The sequence below is a fragment of the Nonomuraea sp. NPDC051191 genome, assembly GCF_044455665.1.
GTDB lineage: Bacteria > Actinomycetota > Actinomycetes > Streptosporangiales > Streptosporangiaceae > Nonomuraea.
On sequence record NZ_JBITEZ010000018.1, the window covers coordinates 19818 to 37993 of the forward strand.

At 72.2% G+C, this 18176-nt stretch carries 11 protein-coding genes; 10 read left to right on the top strand and 1 reads right to left on the bottom strand.

Going from position 1 to position 18176, the window contains the following annotated elements:
- Positions 1-102 precede the first annotated feature (102 nt).
- From ACIA8R_RS41795 to ACIA8R_RS41830, 8 genes are all read left to right on the top strand, one after another.
- Positions 103-1449: an extracellular solute-binding protein gene (locus ACIA8R_RS41795; protein WP_364095080.1), complete on the top strand. Its 1347-nt coding sequence runs from the start codon at positions 103-105 to the stop codon at positions 1447-1449.
- The gene (locus ACIA8R_RS41800) at positions 1446-2384 is read left to right on the top strand and encodes a sugar ABC transporter permease (RefSeq protein WP_357701385.1); all 939 of its coding nucleotides are present in this window, start codon (positions 1446-1448) and stop codon (positions 2382-2384) included. Before ACIA8R_RS41795 ends, ACIA8R_RS41800 begins: the two co-directional genes overlap by 4 nt.
- Entirely contained in the window at positions 2381-3235 is an 855-nt protein-coding gene (locus ACIA8R_RS41805) for a carbohydrate ABC transporter permease (RefSeq protein WP_357701386.1), read from the top strand. The genes ACIA8R_RS41800 and ACIA8R_RS41805 overlap by 4 nt, the downstream gene beginning before the upstream one ends.
- On the top strand, positions 3235-4080 hold the full coding sequence (locus ACIA8R_RS41810; protein WP_364095075.1) for an NAD(P)-dependent oxidoreductase: 846 nt from the start codon (positions 3235-3237) through the stop codon (positions 4078-4080). Before ACIA8R_RS41805 ends, ACIA8R_RS41810 begins: the two co-directional genes overlap by 1 nt.
- Positions 4081-4104: 24 nt before the next feature.
- The gene (locus tag ACIA8R_RS41815; RefSeq protein WP_397043094.1) at positions 4105-7257 is read left to right on the top strand and encodes a sugar-binding protein; all 3153 of its coding nucleotides are present in this window, start codon (positions 4105-4107) and stop codon (positions 7255-7257) included.
- Between the two features lie 69 nt (positions 7258-7326).
- Positions 7327-8034 (top strand): RraA family protein, encoded by a 708-nt coding sequence (locus ACIA8R_RS41820; protein WP_364095070.1) that lies wholly within the window; start codon positions 7327-7329, stop codon positions 8032-8034.
- Positions 8034-11174, top strand: coding sequence for a hypothetical protein (locus tag ACIA8R_RS41825; RefSeq protein WP_397043096.1), 3141 nt, complete (start codon positions 8034-8036; stop codon positions 11172-11174). The genes ACIA8R_RS41820 and ACIA8R_RS41825 overlap by 1 nt, the downstream gene beginning before the upstream one ends.
- 14 nt (positions 11175-11188) lie before the next feature.
- Positions 11189-12187, top strand: a complete 999-nt coding sequence (locus ACIA8R_RS41830) for an oligogalacturonate lyase family protein (protein ID WP_397043098.1) — start codon at positions 11189-11191, stop codon at positions 12185-12187.
- A gap of 15 nt (positions 12188-12202) precedes the next feature.
- On the opposite strand, the gene ACIA8R_RS41835 is transcribed toward ACIA8R_RS41830, so the two are convergent.
- The gene (locus ACIA8R_RS41835; protein ID WP_397043100.1) at positions 12203-12928 is read right to left on the bottom strand and encodes a polysaccharide deacetylase family protein; all 726 of its coding nucleotides are present in this window, start codon (positions 12926-12928) and stop codon (positions 12203-12205) included.
- Between the two features lie 142 nt (positions 12929-13070).
- On the opposite strand from ACIA8R_RS41835, the gene ACIA8R_RS41840 reads away from it, so the two are divergent.
- Positions 13071-14555: a twin-arginine translocation signal domain-containing protein gene (locus ACIA8R_RS41840; protein ID WP_397043102.1), complete on the top strand. Its 1485-nt coding sequence runs from the start codon at positions 13071-13073 to the stop codon at positions 14553-14555.
- Complete coding sequence (locus tag ACIA8R_RS41845; protein ID WP_397043104.1) at positions 14552-18163, top strand: beta-galactosidase; 3612 nt, start codon at positions 14552-14554, stop codon at positions 18161-18163. The genes ACIA8R_RS41840 and ACIA8R_RS41845 overlap by 4 nt, the downstream gene beginning before the upstream one ends.
- Positions 18164-18176 lie beyond the last annotated feature (13 nt).

The following is an 18176-nucleotide window of genomic DNA, read 5'->3' on the forward strand; positions in this document are numbered from 1 at the left end:
TCGCCCGCGTTACCATCCCGTGCTTTACACGTTAACGCGTCATATATAGCGTTCGACTCGACTCGCCCCCCGGCATGAACTGGAGTCCCGATGAACACGTACATGGCTAGAGGAGCCGCGGGTCTGCTGCTCCTGGCCGCGGTCGCGGCGTGCGGCGGCGGGCAGGACGGCACGTCCGGCGGCAAGACCGAGATCACCGTCTCCGGCATGCCGCCCAGCACCCAGCCGGAGAGCCAGAAGAACTTCCTGGCCCAGGTCGCCGAGTTCGAGAAGGCCAACCCGACCATCAAGGTCAAGCCGACCGAGACGCAGTACGACGTCAAGACGTTCGCGGCGCGCCTGGCCGCGGGCCAGCTGGAGACGGTCTTCCGCGTCCCGCTGACCGACCCGCAGGCCATGATCAAGCGCGGCCAGGTCGCCGACCTCACCGCCGACATGAAGCTGCTCGCCAAGTCCGACTTCGACAAGCGCATCCTGGCCCCGAGCAGCACCCCCGACGGCAAGATCTACGGCCTGCCCACCGAGGCGTACGCCGCCGGCCTCGTCTACAACCGTGAGCTGTTCACCAAGGCCGGGCTCGACCCCGACAAGCCCCCCGCCACGTGGGACGAAGTGCGGGCCGCCGCCAAGACGATCAGCGACAGGACCGGGGTGCCCGGCTTCGGCATGCACGCCACCGCCAACACCGGCGGCTGGATGCTCACGACCATGACCTACTCCTACGGCGGCCGGATGGAGAAGGAGGAGGGCGGCAAGGTCGTCCCCGCCTTCGACGACGCCCCAACCAGGCAGGCCCTCGGCCTGCTCAAGGCGATGCGCTGGGACGACCGCTCGATGGGCACCCAGCACCTGCGCAACCAGGACGACCTGCTGCGCGACTTCGCCGCCGGCAAGGTCGCGATGATGATGGGCGCGCCCAACCTCTACGGCAGTTACGTCGCCAAGTTCAACGGCAAGCCCGAGGTGTACGGCCAGACCACGCTGCCGTCCGGGTCGGGCAAGGGCACGCTGCTGGGCGGCACGGTCGCCGTCGTCAGCCCGAAGGCCACGCCCGAGCAGCGCCGGGCGGCGGTCAAGTGGATCGACGCCGTCTACCTGCGGCCCAAGTACGACGCGGCCCTGGCCACCGAGCGGGCCGAGAAGAAGAAGGCCGACGGTCTCGTGGCCGCCGTGCCGCAGCTGCCGTTCTTCGCCCCCGCGGTCTCCGACCCGGTGATGGCCGCGGAGAAGGCCGCCTCCAACGTCGACTGGGAGCACTTCGCCACCTACAACGAGGGCGTGAAGGCGCAGGAGTTCATCTCCGAGCCGGCCGTCGCCGGCCAGGAGCTCTACGCCGCGCTCGACACGGTCGTCCAGGCGGTGCTGACCCGCCAGGACGCCGACCCGGCGGCCGAGATCACCAAGGCCGTCGAGAAGGTGAAGCCGATCCTGGACAGGTCGCAGCAGTGACGGCGCTGGCCGAGAAGGCGGGCGCGGACACGACGGCCACCACGCCGCGTCCGCCCCGGCGGCGCGGGACCAGGCACCCCTACGCGGTGGCCTCGGTGTTGTTCCTCGCGCCGCTGGTGCTCGTGTTCGCCGTGTTCTCCTGGTGGCCGATCCTGCAGAGCGCCATGCTCGCCTTCCAGCGCACCAACCTGGTCGAGGCGGCGAGCTGGGTCGGCTGGCAGAACTTCACCAACCTGTTCGCCGATCCGCTGCTCGGCAAGGCCGCGCTGAACACGCTCTGGTTCACCGTCCTCGCCCTGGTCCTCGGCTTCCCCATGCCGGTCTTCCTCGCGGTGGTCATGTCGGAGCTGCGCAAGGGCGGCGGCCTGTTCCGCGTGCTGGTCTACCTGCCGGTGGCGGTGCCGCCGGTCGTGGCGATCATGATGTGGAAGTTCTTCTACAACAGCGACTACGGCCTGCTCAACGGCCTGCTCGGGCTGGTCGGCCTGGGCCCGTTCCCGTGGCTGCAGGACACGCAGTGGGCGATGCCCTCGCTGGTGCTGGAGGCCACCTGGGCGGGCGCGGGCGGCACCGTGCTGATCTACATCGCGGCGCTGACCAGCGTCCCCAGGGAGCTGTACGAGGCGGCCGAGAGCGACGGCGCGTCGATCCGGCGGCGCGTGTGGCACATCACGCTGCCCCAGTTGCGCGGCGTGCTGCTGCTCATGCTGCTGTTGCAGGTCATCGGCACCTTCCAGGTCTTCACCGAGCCGTTCGTCATGACCGACGGCGGCCCGGAGGACGCGACGGTCACGGTGCTGCTGCTCATCTACCGGTACGCCTTCGTCTACGGCGACTACGGCATGGCCGGCGCGCTGTCGGTGCTGCTGGCGGTCGTGCTCGGCCTGCTGTCGGCGGTGTACCTGCGCATGACGAAGGCTTGGAGCACGACATGAGCGGACTGATCTCCGATTCCGACCGGAAGAAGCGCGGCGTACGCGCGGTGCTCGGCTCGACCCAGTTCGCCGTCTTCCTCGGCGTGCTCGTCGCCGGGCTCGGCCCGATCCTGTGGACGGTCAAGGGGGCGATCTCCCCGACCCGGGAACTGCTCACCGACCCGCTGCGCCTCTACCCGGCCGCCCCCGACTGGTCGCTGCTCGCCGAGGCGTGGAGCAGGCTGCGCATCGGCCACTTCATGCTCAACACGGTCGTCCTGGCCGGAGGGTCGTGGCTGGCGCAGATCGTCGTGTCGGTCATGGGCGCGTACGCGCTGTCGGTGCTCCGGCCGCGCTACGGCAAGTACGTCTACGGCGCGATCCTGGCGACCCTGTTCCTGCCGGGCAGCGTGTCGCTCGTCGCGCTCTACCTGACGGTGCTCGACGTGGGCATCGCCAACACCACGTGGGCGGTGTGGCTGCCGCACGCCGCGCACGCCTTCACCGTCCTGCTGATGAAGCGGTTCTTCGACGGGATCCCGCGCGAGCTGTTCGGCGCGGCCCAGGTCGACGGCGCCGGACCGTGGCGGATGTTCTGGTACATCGTGCTGCCCATGTCGAAGCCCGTCCTGGCCGTGACGTCCCTGCTGACGATCATGGGCGCCTGGAAGGACTTCCTGTGGCCCATGGTGGCCATCTCCGACGGCGAGATGCACCCGATCTCGGTGGCCCTGCCTAGGCTGGCGGAGTTCGCCGAGGAGAACATGGTCATCGCCGGCATGTTCATGGCGTTGATGCCGCCCGTGCTCGTCTTCATCGTCTTCCAGAAGTACATCGTGCGCGGCGTGGGGTTCACGGGGGTCAAGGGTTGATGCTCAGCAGAGTGCTCGTCACCGGCGCGGCCGGGTTGATCGGCCGGGCCGTCCTCGCGCGCTGCGCGGCCGAGGACGTGCCGGTGACCGCGCTGGTCCTGGAGGATCCGGGCGACCTCAAGGCCGACCGCGTCGTCGTGGGCGACGCGGGCGACCCCGAGGTCGTACGGCAGGCGCTGGAAGGCGCCGAGGCCGTGATCCATCTCGCGGCCATCCCCAGCCCCAACCACAACCCCCCGCAGGAGGTCTATCTCAACAACACCGGCGCCACGTTCGCGGTGCTCGACGAGGCGGGCCGGGCCGGGGTGCGCCGGGCGGTCATCGCCAGCAGCCTCAGCGTGCTCGGCATGCCGTTCTCCCCGCACGGCCTGGAACCGGCCTACCTGCCCGTCGACGAGGCGCACCCGCTGCTGGCCGCCGACCCCTACGCGCTGTCGAAGGAGGCCGACGAGTCCACCGCGCGCATGATGCACCGGCTGCACGGCATGACGGTGGTGGCGCTGCGCTTCCCGTTCGTCGGCGGCCCCGAGGACCGGCTGCCCGAGCGGGCCGCCGAGTTCGCCGCCGAGCCGGCCAGGGGAGCCGTCGACCTGTGGGCCTACCTGGACTCGCGGGACGCGGCCACCGCCTGCTGGCTCGGCGTCACCCGGCCGATCGACGGCTCCCACGTGCTGTTCGTGGCCGCCCCCGACACCATCGTCCCGCTGCCCACCGAGGAACTCCTCCACCACTTCCTGCCTCGTTCCCCGCTGCGCGCGGCCCTGCCCGGCCGGGCCGTGCCGATCGACGTGACCAAGGCCCGCCGAGTCCTCGGCTTCGAGGCGGAGCACCTGTACCGGCTCTGACGAACGGAGAGGATCCACCCCCCCATGAGATCCCGCATCCATCTCTGGTTACGAACCGTCATCACCTCACTACTGATCGTTCCACTTCTGGCCGTGCCGTCCCACGCGGCCACGGACATCGACGAGGTCGTCGGCGACTTCGAGTACGGCACGCAGGGCTGGGCCCTGGGGCTCGGCCCGGAGTTCCCCGGCGCCAAGGGCACCCTCACCAGCGACGCGGCCGACGCGAAGACCGGAGCGCGCTCGGCCCTGCTGACCGCCGACCTCACCGCCGGCGGCAAGTACGTGGAGGCCGGGTACGCCATGGCCGCCGATCTGAAGGCGCTGTCGCTCTGGGCGCGCTCGCCCGCACTGCCCACGGTGACGCTGCGGCTGGTGGACAGCACCGGGCAGACCCACCAGCAGCGGCTGCCGCTGGCCGCGGGCGGCGACTGGCAGCGGCTCACCGTCGCCGCCTTCGCCGCCGGGCAGTCCTACCAGCACTTCGGCGGGGCCGGCGACGGCGTGTGGCACGGGCCGGCCAAGCGGGTGGCGTTCCTCGTCGAGCGCACCGGGCAGCTCAGGCTCGACGGGGTCACGATCACCGCGCCCGCTCCCGACCTCGCCCTGGGGCAGCGGGCCGTGGGCAACGTGTTCGTGCAGCCCGCCCAGCCCTCGTTCGACGTGACGAGCCGGGGTGACGCGCTGACCTGGAGCGTACGTGACCTGTCCGGCGTGCAGGTGGCCGCGGGCAGCGGAACCGCCGGGACGCTGGCCGTACCGGTCGCCGAGCCGGGGCACTACCGGCTCAGCGTGACCGCGACCTCGGCCGGGCAGGCGATCGCCACCAAGGAGACCGCGTTCGCCGTGCTCACGCCCTTCACCGCGACGGGCGACTCCCCGTTCGGCGTGGCCGGGCACTTCACCCGGGCCGACTGGGGCGCTCCCGGCGGCGACCTGCTGGAACTGGCCGCCAAGGCCGGGGTGCGCACCGTGCGCGACGACGCGGTCTGGGAGTCGATCGAGAAGACCGAGGGCGTCTACGAGTACGGGCGCTACGACCCGCTGCACGCCACGCTCGACGCCGAGGACATGCGCTGGCTGGCGATCGCCGCCTACACCAACCCCCACCACGACGGGAACGCCACACCGTACACCGACGCGGGCCGCGCCGCCTACGCCGCCTACGCCTCGGCGTTGATCGGCACGTACGACCTGCCGTGGATCGAGGTCTACAACGAGTTCAACATCGGCTTCGGCGACCGGGGCAACGGGCCCGCAGACTCGCGCGCCGACTACTACTTCCCGCTGCTGAAGGCCACCTACGAGAAGGTCAAGGCCGACCACCCGCAGGTCACGGTCGTCGGCCCGGCCTCCGCCGGCGTGCCGCTCGCCTGGCTGGAGGAGCTGTTCAAGCTCGGCGCCCTCGACTACCTCGACGTGGTCTCCATCCACCCCTACGTCTACCCGGGCACCCCCGAGTCGGCCGCCAAGAGCATCGACGACCTCGACGCCCTGATCAGGAAGTACAACCACGGCAGGTCCAAGCCCATCTGGATCACCGAGCAGGGCTGGCCCACCCACACCGACGCGCGCGGCGTCACCGAGGCCACCCAGGCCGCCTACGTGGTCCGCACCCACGTGGCGGCGCTGGCCAAGGGCGTGCAGCGGTTCTTCTGGTACGACTTCATGAACGACGGCACCGACCCGGCGCTCAACGAGGACAACTTCGGCCTGGTGCGCAACACCGCCGACGCCTCCGGCCGGTGGACGCCCAAGCCCGGCTACGTCGCCTACGCCGCCATGACCAGGCAGCTCACCGGGGCCGCCTACGTCAGGCAGGAGGCCGAGGGCCGTCAGCTCTTCCGGAAGGACGGCCACGACCTGCGCGTCCTGTGGTCGGCCCGGCCCGCGACCGTCTCGCTGCGCACCGACGCCCCGCTCACCGTCACCGACCTGACCGGCGCGAGCGAGGTGCTGCGCCCGCTGGGCGGCCGCGTCACGCTCTCGCTGTCCGGCGACCCCGTCTACGTGCGCGGCGACGCCGTGCTGGAGGACGCCGCCCGCTACACGATCACCGGCGGCGGCGCCGTGGTCGGCGAGGGGATCGAGCTGAAACTGGCCGTGGACGCCACGCGCGGCCCCGCCGTACGCGGCAGCTTCGCCGTCGGCGACGTCGACGTGCCGGTGTCGGTGCGCGGCGGGCGCAAGGCCGAGATCCCGGTGTCGCTGCCCGCCGTGACCCGCACCGGCCCGCTCGACCTGGTCGGCCGCCTGAAGATCCACGGGAGGCCGGTCGCCAGGCTCGGCTCGCGGGTCGAGGTGACGCAGCCGTTCGCGATCACCGCCAGGCACGTGCTCCCGGACGACCTGGCGATCACCGTGCGCAACCTGTCGGCCAAGGAGCTGGCCCCCGGCGACCTCGGCTGGGCCTTCGGCGCTCGCGCCGGCACCCTCCCGATCGCCGGGACCGTGCCCGTGGGCGGCTCGCGCACCGAGCGCCTTCCGCTGGCGGACCTGCCCGCCGGGCCGTACGAGCTGCGGCTGGGCGCCGTCGCGGGCGTCGGCGTCACCGGCCGGGTGGCCCGCGTCGCCGACGGCGCGCTCAACCGGGCCGACCGCGCCACGATCACCGTCGACGGCGTGCCCGACGACCTGATCGGCCGCCCGGCCGTCGACCTCGCCGACGGCACCGTCAAGATCCCCTCGTACGGCGGGGCGGACGACCTCAGCGGCACCCTCCACGTCACCTGGGACGCCGACCGCTTCTACCTCAGCGCCAGGATCCACGACGACGTCCACACCCAGACCAGCACCGGAGCGGACATCTGGCAGGGCGACTCCCTGCAGTTCGCCGTCGCCGCCGGACTGCCCGGCGAGACGCGCACCTGGTCCGAGCTCGGCCTCGCGCTGACCGCCCAGGGCCCGCAGTTCCACCGCTGGCTCGGCGACGGACCGGAACCCGACGCCAAGGTCGCCGTCACCCGGGACGAGACCGCCGAGGAGACCGTCTACGAGCTGTCACTGCCCTGGGCGGCACTCGCCCCGCTCACCCCGGAGGACGGCCTGTTCAGCCTGTCCGTCGTGGCCAACGACAACGACGGAACCGGTCGCGAGGGCTGGATCGAATGGGGTTCCGGCATCGCCGGGACCAAGAACCCCGCCCTCTTCCGCCCCGCACGCTTCGTCGGTCAGTAGCCGAGAACCCCCTGCCCCGCACCTCACCCTGCCCGCCGGGCCCGATCACGAGCGTCACCCAGGAGTGGCATGCATCGGCTGAAACGCTGGAACACCCCCACCGTCTACAACGGCTGGGAACAGATCACCCAACACGACATCACCTTCCACCAGGAGGAATCGCGCGACTTCATGCCCCAGATGGGCCCCATGGTCGGCCGGGCGGTCACCGTCGTCATCGAGCCGGGCAACCCGGAGCACCCCGCTGACGTGTGGGACGACTACCGGCGCTACGTGGCCTCGGTCGACGGGCCGAAGATCGTCGTCGTGCAGGACCTCGACAAGCCCAGGACCGTCGGCTCGTTCTGGGGCGAGGTCAACAGCAGCGCGCACCGCGCGCTGGGCTGCGTCGGCACCATCACCGACGGTGCGATCCGTGACCTGGACGAGATGACCGGCGCCGGGTTCAAGGCCCTCGCCAGGCGGCTGTGCGTCGGGCACGCCCATGTCCGCCCGGTGCGCTGGGGCGTACCGGTCGAGGTGTTCGGGCAGGTCGTCGAGCCGGGGCAGCTCGTGCACGCCGACCAGCACGGCTTCCTGGCGATCCCGGCCGAGGACGAGGACGGGCTGCTGGAAGCGGCGGCCTTCATGGACGCCAACGAGTGCGACACCGTCATCCCCGCCGCGCAGGCGGCGGGCCGCTCCCACGAGCAGGTGATCGCCGACCTCGGCGCGGCGGGCGAGGACTTCGCCCGCGCGGCCGCAGAGCGCTACGGACGGCAAGGAGAATCCCGCTGATGAAGATCACCTTACGGAAGGTGGCCGCCGCCTGCGCGGTCACCCTGGCGGCCGGGCTGCTGACGGCCATGCCCGCCCGGAGCGCGAGCGCCGCGGCGGCGGCCACGGCCGTGCTCGGCGCCGACCCCGTCTACACCGGCGTCGTCAAGGCGTGGCCGGGCGACGGCGACAAGGACCCGGCCCACGCCGTCAGCGAGCGCGGCGGCGAGTCGTGCTGGCAGATGTCCGGCACGCCGTACAACCGCTACGTCTACGTGGACGTGGCCGACGCCTCGATCCCGGCCGGGGCGACCCGCGCGTGGGTCGTGGTCCGCTACTTCGACGCGGGACCGGTCGGCCTCGACGTCCACTACGACGGCAAGGCGGGCGCCTTCACCGGCAGCGCCAACGTGGCGCTGACCGGCACCGGCACGTGGAAGAGCTCGGTCATCGGGCTCGGCGACATCAACTTCAAGAACCGGGCCAACGGCGCCGACTTCCGGCTCAACGTCAAGGGCGACGCCGCCTCGATCCCCGGCGTGTGCTTCAGCAAGGTCGAGGTGCACTTCACCGACCCGTCGCAACTCACGATCACCAACCCGTCGCTGGTCTTCACCCAGGGGAGCAACACGATCGACGTCGCCGCGGCGGCCGACAACGTCGAGTGGACCATCGGTGACCCGAACGGGGTTCCGCTGGAGTCGGGCACGCTGGCGGTGGCCAACGGCACGACGAAGATAGACATTTCCGATCTCGGCCCAGGCTATTACCGGCTGACCGTCTCGACCGGGTTCGCCACCCGTTCCACCTCGTTCGGGGTCATCACCCCGCTCGCCACGAAGGATCCGTACTTCGCGGCCGCCATCCACTACGGCTGGCAGAAGGACACCGAGGAGCAGCTGCTCAGGACGGCCGCCCGGATCGGGTGGACCGAGGTGCGCTCCGACGCCAACTGGTCCGGCATCGAGAAGCAGGCGGGCGTCTACGACTTCACCGGCGCCCTCGACGCCGGCCTGCGCAAGGCGTACGAGAACGGCATCACCACGATGCCGATCCTCGGCTATCGCAACCCGTTGTACGACGGCGGCAAGACGCCCAGCACCCCGGCCGGCCTGGCCGCGTTCGCCCGCTTCGGCGCGGCCACGGCGGCCGAGTACGCCCCGTTCACCAAGGACTTCTCGGTCTACAACGAGTACAACTCCACCGGGTTCAACGACGGCGCCTGCGGCATCACCCCGCAGTGCTACCTCGATGTCGTCAAGGCCCTCTACCCGGCCATCCATCAGGCGGTGCCCACGGCCAACGTGGTCGGCCCGACCTCGGCCGGCACCCAGCTCGCCTGGCACGACCAGTTCTTCGCCCTCGGCGGCCTGGACTATCTCGACACGCTGAGCGTCAACTTCTACGGCTACGCCGACGCCGGGGCCGGCACGCCGCCCGAGCGGACCGTGATGACGACCGAGTTCCCGCAGCTCGTGGCGAAGGTCAAGGCCAAGAAGAACCTGCCGATCTGGATCAGCGAGAACGGCTGGCCCACCCACACCGCCGGCTCGACCGAGGCTCAGCAGGCCGACTACCTGATCAGGGCGCAGACGCTGGCCAGGAGCGCGGGCGCGGACAAGTACTTCTGGTACGACCTCATCGACGACGGCGACAACGCCGGCGAGCGCGAGCACCGCTTCGGCCTGTTCCGCCGCCCGGTCTCCGGCGTCGCCGCCCCCTCGCCCAAGCCGGCCGCGATCTCCCAGGCCGTGCTGATCCGCAAGCTCGCCGGCCGCACGCTCGGCGCCCGCCAGGACACCGGCGACGCCGACGTCTACTCCTACCCGATCAGCGGTGGCACCCGGCTGCTGTGGGCCACCCAGCCCCGCTCGGTCACGCTCGGCGCGCTCGGCGATGTCACGCTGTCCGACCAGTTCGGCGCGGTCAGCACGCTCAAGCCGCAGGCCGGCAAGGTGCGGCTCGACCTGGACGGCAGCCCGGTCTTCGTCTCCGGCCTCATCGCCTCGGTCAAGGCCGGCGCCTCGCCGCTGTCGGTCAGCGCCCCCGAGCAGTCGGTCACCGGCGAGAAGCTGGCCGTGACCGTCACCGCCGACCGTACCGGCGGCGCGAAGCTGCCGGGCAGGCTGGCCGTGGCCGCCGGCGGGGTCAAGGCCGATCTGGTCACCCGCAAGGGGCGGAAGACGTCGGTCACGCTGGAGTTGCCCGCCACCCCGGCCACCGGCCGCCGGGCGGTCACCGCCACGGTCGCCGACGACCACGGTCCCATCGCCCGGCTGCGCTCGGGCAGCCAGGTGGTCAAGCCGTACACGGTCGAGGGGCGGCCGATCATCGTCGGGAGGAAGCTGCGGATCATCGTGACCAACAACAGCCCCGCCACACCGGTCAAGCTGGGTTCCGTCGGCTGGCAGGTGGGTTCCTGGCGCGGGGTGGTCGCCGATCCGGCCGAGGTGCCCGCGCTGGGGTCGGTCTCCGTGGAGGCCCCGGTGCCGGACGCCCTGCCGTACGTGAACTACAGCTACGCGGTCACGGCCGGCACCGCGAGCGACACCGGGTCGCTCAGCTTCAGCCCGATCGAGAAGGCCGGGGCGACCACCCTGGACCCGATCGACCTGGACGGCCTGGGCCGCTGGGCCGGGCTCCGCGGCGGCACGCGGACCGGCCCCGACGACCTGTCCGGGACGGTCCGCTTCACGCACAGCCCGGACGCGCTGATCCTGGACGCGGTCATCAAGGACGACGTGCACAACGCCGCCCGCACCGACCCGTCGCTGAACTGGCAGGTCGACTCCGTGCAGTTCAGCCTGTACTCAGCCTTCCCCGGCGAGCTCACCGGTGAACGGGTCGAGGTCGGCGCGGCCCTGCTGCCCTCGGGGCCCGCCGCCTACACCTGGACCGGCCCGGCCGGTCCGACCTCGGGCGCCGATGTCGCCATCACCCGGGACGAGACTGCCAAGACCACCACGTACCGGCTGGCCGTGCCGTGGGCGTCGCTCGGCTACGACCAGCCGCCGACCGGCGTGATCGGCATCTCGTTCCTCGTCAACGACGCCGACGCCGGAACGGGCGGCGACGCCCGCGACGGCTACCTCGAATGGGGGAGCGGCGTCGGCGCCGCGCCCAAGAACCCCGCCCTGTTCCGCTCCGCCCAGCTCGTCTGAGAGGATCCGCACCGATGCGCATCGTCGCCACGGGCGCGCACCTGACCTACCCGCACGCCAACGGCTTCCACGGCGACCGTCTGCTCCTCGCCCGGTACGAGCCGGGGCTCGGCGCGACGGCCGTGATCAGCGTGGGTCTCGACGGGCAGGACGAGCGTCTCGTGGCGGCGATCGCGCCCAGGCGGGACGGCGCGGTCCGTCCCGTCTACCCCGACGTCGCCGAGGACGCCGGGCGGGCCGCCTGGGTCTGGGACGACGCCCTGTACGTCGCGGACGGACCGGGCGGGGCCGAGATCGTCCACACGGCCGCGCACCTTCAGGACGTCTGCGCCATCACCCGCGACGGCGGCAGCGTCGTCGTGGTCAGGGAGACGGGAAAGGAGTGCATCTTCCTCAGGGTGGACCTGGACACCGGCGCGGTGACCGAGCTGTTCACCCGCGACTGGCACGCCAACCACCCGCACCACAGCCCCTTCGACGAGTCCTGGCTGGCGTACGCGCACGAGGGCCCGGCCCTGGAGACCCCCGACCGGGTCTGGGCCTGGCACGACGGCGGGCACGTCCAGGTGCTGGACCAGGCGGCGATCTCCGCCGAGCCCGATGCGTTCGTCGCCGTCGGCCACGAGCGCTGGCTGCACCACGACCTCGGCGCGGCCGTCGTCGCCTACGGCGACAGCGCGGCCGGGCCGCGTGGCCTCTACTTCGCGCACCCCGACGGCCGCCCGCCCCGACTGGTCGCCGCGGGCGAGCGCCTGTGGCACTGCGACGTCAGCCGCGACGGCCGCTGGGCCGTCGCCGACACCACCGGTCCGGCCGACCGGCCCGGACGGGGCTGGCAGGACGCTGGCGGTGTCTCCGACGTGCTGCTGATCGAGGTCGCCACCGGCCACCGGGTACGGCTGGCGCGCACCACGGCCACCAGCCATCCGGACCATCCCCACCCGATCTTCTCCCCGGCGGGCGACGAGGTCCTGTTCAACCACCAGGGCTCCGTCGCCGCGATCGCCCTGTAGGAGCGCCCCGGGATGTCAGCGGGCCGGAGCCGTCGAGGTCCGGTCCAGGTCGTCGAAGCCCAGGACGTCGAGTCCCAGCTCGGCGGCCTGGGCCAGCACCGTCTCCAGCCGCGCCGGTGACACGTGGTTGCACTCGTGCGAGTCCGCGACCGCGTGCGCGTAGAACGTCACCGCCTCCTCCCGCTCGGCGGCGCGCACCAGGGCCGAACGCACCGAGGTGTCGTCGACCCCGGCGGGCCTGAACAGCTTGCCCGTGTCGATCCCCGCCCCGATCAGCACGCGGCGCCCGGCGAGCTCGGCGGCCGGGGTGAAGATCTCGTCCACGGTGTCCAGGCCGCCCTCGGCCGGGTGCCGGGCGCCGCCGCGCAACCGGTGGAACACCCCGCCCAGCACCGCGTCCGACCGTTCGTCGCGGCGGCTCACCGGATAGGCGAAGCAGGCGGCCTCGAACCCGTGCGCGCGCAGCGCCGCCAGGCACGGGGTGACGTCCTCGGCCAGGTAGCCGTCGCCGCCGAGGGCCGCGATCCGGTCGGGCGCCCACAGGTGCCGGTAGCCGTGCGCCCCCACGGTGTGCCCGTCGTCCGCCAGCTCGCGCAGCCGTCTCCATCCGTCGTCGTCGATCCGGTACGGCTCGCTGACGAAGAACGTCACCCGCGCGCCGAACTCCCTGAACAGGCCGCGCATCGCGCTCCACTCGGGGACGAAGAAGTCGTCGAAGGTCATCAGCAGGATGCCGCTCATGGCGGTGATCGTAACGTGTTAACGCGTCAACCTGAAGGCGTACATGTCACTCGTACGCGTCCGTTGACGGGAGGTGGGCCGGATCTCTAGTCTCCACTTAATCCGGGGGATGGATTTAGTCGCCGTTCGCGAAGGAGAACCCGTGACCGCAGCCGATCCGCCCGACGTTCCTCGTGCCCTCTCCCGCCGTGCCGTCCTCGCGGGCGCGGGTCTCGGCGCGGCCGCCGCCGTACTCGGGCTCCCCGGGCCGGCGAACGCCGCCGTGACCCCCGTGCCGCTGGGGGCGCTGCTCGGGACCAACCACGCCGGCACCGCCGGTCCCGGGATCGGCGCCCTGGCGGGCATGTCATGGGATCGCGCCGACGTCCTCTGGGCCGCCGTCGAACCCACCCAGGGGACGTACGACGACAGCGCCGTCCACGCCTTCGGCGCCCGGTTCGCCGCCGCCGCGGCCAACGGCGTGACCCTGCTCCCGGTGCTGGCCTACTCCGCCCCGTGGGCCGCCCGGACGACCGCGTACGGCTGGACACACTGGGACGTGCGGTACGAGGTCGGCGCCGCCCAGGCCGCCGTCGGCTCGGGCTGGCAGCGCCGGGTGACCCGGACCCGGATCAGCACCGGTGAAGTCCTCCAGGACGAGGTCGTCGTCCTGCCCAAGGACAGGACGCCGCCGGCGGACCCGGCGAGGTGGAGCGCGTTCGTCGACCACGTCGTGGGGATCCTGCGCGGCACGTACGGGGTCGAGTACTTCCAGGTGTGGAACGAGGCGTACTGGTCGGCGGGGTTCTGGTACGGCAGCCCGTACGAGTACGTCGACCAGATCCACAAGCCCGCGTCCACGGTGATCCGCGGCCACGGCGGCAAGGTCGTCTACGGCGGCTGGCCCTCGGTGGCGGCGATCGCCCGCTTCACCGCCCTGCTGACCGAGACAGGCGCCTGGTCCAGCATCGACGTGCTCGACGTGCACTACTACAAGCCGTCCGACCTGGAGTCGCTGCGGGTCGCGTGCGTCGCCGCGCTGGGGACGTCGCTGCCGATCTGGCAGACCGAGATCGGCTACTCGACCAGCCCGGCAGCGGCCGCCCTGGTGTACCCGGGACTGCTGCACTGGGCGATCACCCGCGGCCTCGCGCAGCGGCCGGACGGCTTCAAGCTGCTCTGGTACGCCTGGCAGGCGCCCGCCTCGGCGTCCGCGGCCGACGCCGGCCGCTACCTGCGCAAAGCCGACGGGACGCCGACCTCCCACGGCGTCTGCCTCGGCATCGTCGCCGACCTCTTCGACGGCGTGGTGCCCGAGACCTACGACACCCACACCAACGACGCCGGGCTGACGACGGCCCGGGACTGGGCCTCCGGTTCCGTCGAAGGGTTCCTGGTCGGCGGCAGCAAGATCGTCATCGCCGTCCACACCCCGGCAGGCTGGGCGGGCACGCACGTGACCTTCACCCTGGCGTCGCCGCCGCCCACGGCCGTCGCGGCCCGCGTGGACCTGACCGGTCAGCGCATGCCGCTGGCCCTCACCGGCGGCACGGTCACCGTCCCGCTGGCCGACGCGCCGGGGTCGGCCGCCGCCTCCCACAACGCCGCTTCCAGCATCCGCACCTGCTATCTAGAGGTCTCCTCGTGACAATCTCCCGCCGTACCTTCCTGCGCGGCGTCGGCGTCTCCGCCACCGCCGCCGTGCTCCCCGCCGTCACCGCCCAGTGGGCGGCCGCCGATCCGCGCTCCGCCCTGCTGACCCGCGAACAGCTGACGGCGCTGCTCGGACGGGGCGCGCACCTCCCGCTCGTGAGACTCGCCGCGGCGGGGGACCTCGGCGGCGCGTTCGGCGCCCACCTGCCGAGCCGCGACGGCCAGGTGTCCGTCACGGGCTGGGCCGGCGCGGACGACCTGTCGGCCGACCTCGTGCTCGGCTACGACGCCGAACGGCTGTACGTCGCCGCGACGGTGACCGACGACGTCCACCACCCGATCGGCGGCACCAACCAGTGGCAGGGCGACGGGCTCCAGATCGCCTTCGGCGACAGCGGCGGCGGATACGGCCCGGAGTACGGCCTCGCGCTGCTCGACGGCGGCCCCGAGGTCTACCGGTTCAGCGACGGCCCGGTCACCTCGCCGGTCGGCGACGTCACCCTGACCGCCCGGCGAGAGGGGACGAAGACGCACTACCTGGCGGCGTTCCCGTGGGCCTCGACCGGCGTCGACGCTCCGGCTCCGGGCGGCTCGGTGCTGTTCAACGCGATCGTCAACGACAACGACGGCGCGAACCGGCGGGGCTGGATCCAGTGGCGTCCCGGCATCGCCACCGGCAAGTCCGCGCAGGAGTTCGTCCGGCTGGCGGCCCTGCCCGAGTCGGGCGCGTGCCAGGCGTGGATCACCCTCGACGAGGACGAGGTCGAGGCGGGGTCCACGATCGAGGCGTCGATCTTCGTCCTGAACTGGGACGACGCCGACCGCCGCGTCGAGGTGACCGGCCCGGACGGCGCCGCGACGCCCGCGACGATCCCGGCTCGCACCACCCTGCGGCTCACGATCCCCATCACCGCGACGACCGCGGGCGAGCTCGCGATCACCGCCTCGGTGAAGGACCTGACCGGCGGCGCCACCACCGATCTGGCGGCGACCGGCCGGGTGACGATGTCGGCGGAGGCGATCGCGCGGGACCTCGCCGAGATCGCCGCCTCCGTCAGGACGGCCGGGGACCTGCTGGCGCAGTGCGCGGACCGGGGGATCCCCACCCACTACGAACGCGTCGACGCGACCACCTTGGAGAAGTTCACCGGCTACACCCGCGACGACGTCACGGCAGGTCAAAGGTGGCGCGCCACCTACAACACGGTCACCATGACGGTGATGGCCGACCACCTCCTCACCCGCCTGCGCGCCCTGGCCGCCGGGAAGGCGGAGGGGACGCGGGTGCCGCGCTACGTCACCGGGCCGATCGGCCGCGAGGACTGGATGTTCACCGGCACGGTCTCCGACGGCACGACGACCAGGAAGGGCCGCCCGGTCGTGTTCAGCGGCCCGATGGGATGGGCCGAGGTGGTCGCCGACATCCCCAGGCTGGCCGATCTGGGCTTCAACGCCTGCGCCCTGGAGATGGGGCCGCAGAGCGCGATCGTCCCGCCGGACGCGATCCCGGGCTGGGGCACGACGGGCGTCGGCGACGCGGCGGTGACCTTCGCCCGCGACGCGTCGGTCTCGCACGGCTCCGCCGCGTCCCTGCGCGTGTCGTTCGCCGGTCCGAGGAGGCCGAACAACTACCGCCAGTTCTCCCAGCTGCTGACCGTGGAGCCGGGGGCCGCCTACCGGGTCCGCGCGTGGATCAAGGGGCAGGACGTCACCCTTCGCGCGGTGTCGATCCCCACCGCCACCTGGACCACCCGCTACTACCCGCCGGAGGGCTCCTACGACTGGCAGCCGGTCGAGTTCACCCTCACCCCCGGCAACGTGTCGTCCTACCGCTTCTCGATCATCTGCGAGGGCCAGGTCGGGGCGCTGTGGATCGACGACCTGACCATCACGCGCGCCGACGGGACGGGGCCGGAGAACATCGCGGGCAACGGCGGGTTCGACGAAGCCGTGACGGTCGCGGCGAGCGGCGAGTACGCGGTGTCGCCGTACGAGATCGACCGGGGCCCGGTGCGCTGGCTCGCGGCGGCGGCCGAGGCGGACGTCGCCCTGAGCCTGCTGCTGGCGCCGCAGTACTTCCCGGCCTTCCTGACGGCCAGGCACCCCGACCTCAAGCTGGCCGAGGGGTACGACGTCCACCACCCGCTGGCACGGGAGGTGATCGAGGCGTTCCTGCGTGCGATCATCCCCAGGATCGCGAAGTCGCCCGCGCTGCACAGCCTGATCCTCAGCAACGAGCCCCGCTACGTCGACACGGCGAGCCCGTCGACCAGGCGCGGCTGGGCGCGCTTCCTCACCGCGGAGTACCGCGACATCGCCGCGCTCAACAAGGTGTACGGCACCGCGCACCGGACCTTCGACGAGGTGCCCGTCCCCGGCGTGCGGGCGGTCGAGCCGACCGTGCCCTGCCACGACTGGATCACCTTCAACACCAGGGCGTTCGCCTCGTGGCACGCGTGGATGGCCGAGGTGGTCCACGACCTCGCCCCGGACGTCCCGGTGCACTCCAAGATGGTGGGCAGCACCCTGAAGGACCGCAACTACCTGCTGTGGGGCCCCGATCCCGAGCAGTGGGCCACCTTCTCCCAGCTCTCGGGCAACGACGCGTCGAACTACCCGGGACAGGGCGTCGACGGCTTCCTGGGCAAGTTCGCGTTCTACGACCTCCAGGCCGGCATCACGCGGACCCCGGTGTTCGACTCCGAGGACCACGTGATCCCCGACCGCAGCACGTCGTACTCGAAGGTGGAGGCGGCCCACGTCGCGGCGGACCTGTGGCAGGGCGCCCTGCACGGCCGTTCCGCCACCGCCTTCTGGGTGTGGGCGCGGACCACCGAGGCGGCGTCCACGCTGGCGGGCAGCATGCTGCACCGGCCGGACGTGATCGCCGCGGCCGGCCGGACCAGCCTGGACCTGAACCGGTTCGCCGCCGAGGTGGCCCTGCTGCAGGGCGCCGGGGCCGGTGTCGGCATCCTGTACTCGCGCACCTCGTCGGTGTACTCCGCGCGGCACCTGGCCGCGGTGCGCGAGGTGTACAAGGCCCTGACGATGAACGGCGTCCCCGTGCACTTCGTCACCGAGTCCGGCCTGTCCGGGCGGCAGGCCACCGAAGGGGTGAAGATGGTGATCGCACCCGGGGTGACGCATCTGCCGTTCGCCTGCCTGCGGGGGCTGCGGGACCTGGCCGGCAAGGCCCGGCTCGTCGTCGCGGGCGCCGACGCCCTGACGCGCGACGAGCGGAACCAGGCCCTTCCGGCCGGTGAGCGCGCGCAGGTGCTCAGGAAGGCGACCGTCCTGCCGGCCGACGGCCCGGCCGGCCTCGGGGCCGCCGCGCTCGGCCTGGCGCGGCGGAGCCGGCTCGACGTGGTGACGCTGGAGCGTACGTCCGGCGGCACGCCCGCGGACGTCGAGTGGCGGCCGGTGCACGACGGCAGGCGCTGGCTGGTCGGCGTGACGAACTACGGCAAGCGCACGGAAGTGGTGACGATCAGGCTCCACGGCCGCGGGCCGCTCGAACTCCAGGACCTGCTCACCGGGGAACGACTCGACCGGTCGAGGACGGAGCTGGCCCCGCTGACGCCGCGCCTCCTGACGCTCCGGTAAATGCCGTTTTTAT